This is a genomic window from Achromobacter sp. F4_2707 (assembly GCF_047501535.1).
In the GTDB taxonomy this organism is placed as follows: domain Bacteria; phylum Pseudomonadota; class Gammaproteobacteria; order Burkholderiales; family Burkholderiaceae_B; genus Yanghanlia.
Map to the genome: position 1 here is coordinate 3,692 of NZ_JAZDRJ010000021.1, position 2,118 is coordinate 5,809.

Sequence of the window (2,118 nt, forward strand, 5' to 3'; positions counted from 1 at the left end):
TAAAAAAACCCTTAGCCATAAACACTTAGCATTAAACCCGGCAGACTCACTAAACAGCCGATATGTAGATCAGTAAAAACTGACTCGTACCAACCTGGCCCGCACTCACACAAAAAAGACTGGTGGAGGATGACGGGATCGAACCGACGACCCCCTGCTTGCAAAGCAGGTGCTCTCCCAGCTGAGCTAATCCCCCAAATAAGAAAACGTGGTGGGTCAAGTAGGAATCGAACCTACGACCCCCGCCTTATCAAGACGGTGCTCTAACCGACTGAGCTACTGACCCAGTGTTCTTTCTAGCCGCTTTAAGACTTAACTTAAAACAACCCGTGTGGCGTACTACCTCTTCTCATCAAACAGCCAATAAGTGTGGACGCTTTCGCTTTGCAGGCACGTCGCTCTGAAAGGAGGTGATCCAGCCGCACCTTCCGATACGGCTACCTTGTTACGACTTCACCCCAGTCATGAATCCTACCGTGGTAAGCGCCCCCCTTACGGTTAGGCTACCTACTTCTGGTAAAACCCACTCCCATGGTGTGACGGGCGGTGTGTACAAGACCCGGGAACGTATTCACCGCGACATTCTGATCCGCGATTACTAGCGATTCCGACTTCATGCACTCGAGTTGCAGAGTGCAATCCGGACTACGATCGGGTTTCTGGGATTGGCTCCCCCTCGCGGGTTGGCGACCCTCTGTCCCGACCATTGTATGACGTGTGAAGCCCTACCCATAAGGGCCATGAGGACTTGACGTCATCCCCACCTTCCTCCGGTTTGTCACCGGCAGTCTCATTAGAGTGCCCTTTCGTAGCAACTAATGACAAGGGTTGCGCTCGTTGCGGGACTTAACCCAACATCTCACGACACGAGCTGACGACAGCCATGCAGCACCTGTGTTCCGGTTCTCTTGCGAGCACTCCTCTATCTCTAAAGGATTCCAGACATGTCAAGGGTAGGTAAGGTTTTTCGCGTTGCATCGAATTAATCCACATCATCCACCGCTTGTGCGGGTCCCCGTCAATTCCTTTGAGTTTTAATCTTGCGACCGTACTCCCCAGGCGGTCAACTTCACGCGTTAGCTGCGCTACTAAGGCCCGAAGGCCCCAACAGCTAGTTGACATCGTTTAGGGCGTGGACTACCAGGGTATCTAATCCTGTTTGCTCCCCACGCTTTCGTGCATGAGCGTCAGTATTATCCCAGGGGGCTGCCTTCGCCATCGGTATTCCTCCGCATCTCTACGCATTTCACTGCTACACGCGGAATTCTACCCCCCTCTGACATACTCTAGCCTGGCAGTTAAGAATGCAGTTCCGAGGTTAAGCCCCGGGATTTCACATCCTTCTTGCCAAACCGCCTGCGCACGCTTTACGCCCAGTAATTCCGATTAACGCTTGCACCCTACGTATTACCGCGGCTGCTGGCACGTAGTTAGCCGGTGCTTATTCTGCAGGTACCGTCAGCAGCTCTGGATATTAGCCAGAGCCTTTTCTTCCCTGCCAAAAGTGCTTTACAACCCGAAGGCCTTCATCGCACACGCGGGATGGCTGGATCAGGGTTGCCCCCATTGTCCAAAATTCCCCACTGCTGCCTCCCGTAGGAGTCTGGGCCGTGTCTCAGTCCCAGTGTGGCTGGTCGTCCTCTCAAACCAGCTACGGATCGACGCCTTGGTAGGCCTTTACCCCACCAACTAGCTAATCCGATATCGGCCGCTCCAATAGTGAGAGGTCTTGCGATCCCCCCCTTTCCCCCGTAGGGCGTATGCGGTATTAGCCACTCTTTCGAGTAGTTATCCCCCGCTACTGGGCACGTTCCGATACATTACTCACCCGTTCGCCACTCGCCGCCAAGGTAAGCAAGCTTACCTCGCGCTGCCGTTCGACTTGCATGTGTAAAGCATCCCGCTAGCGTTCAATCTGAGCCAGGATCAAACTCTTCAGTTCAATTCCTGTAATCGTCCTTTCTTATTACCCGAAGATAATAGGTTGGACGGTTCGCTTTGCTTGCTCAAAGAAAAAAGACCGGTGTAAGAATAAATTCTTAAACCATTACTTTCTTCAATTGTGCGAGCGTTTGGTATAACTTGTTGGCGAGAGTCTCGTGAAAGACTCTGTGTGCC

General features: G+C 52.6%; 1 protein-coding gene, 2 tRNA genes and 1 rRNA gene. All 4 read right to left on the reverse strand.

What is annotated here, in order from left to right; genetic code table 11:
* Positions 1–120 precede the first annotated feature (120 nt).
* Positions 121–196: transfer RNA gene (locus VRY85_RS14820), tRNA-Ala, on the reverse strand.
* A 13-nt stretch (positions 197–209) separates the two neighbouring features.
* Positions 210–286, reverse strand: a tRNA-Ile gene (locus tag VRY85_RS14825).
* 117 nt (positions 287–403) lie between these two features.
* Positions 404–1,942: ribosomal RNA gene (locus VRY85_RS14830) — 16S ribosomal RNA — on the reverse strand.
* Positions 1,936–2,118: hypothetical protein (locus VRY85_RS14835; protein WP_414599375.1), on the reverse strand; the 183-nt coding region annotated here is incomplete at its 5' end. The genes VRY85_RS14830 and VRY85_RS14835, both read right to left, overlap by 7 nt.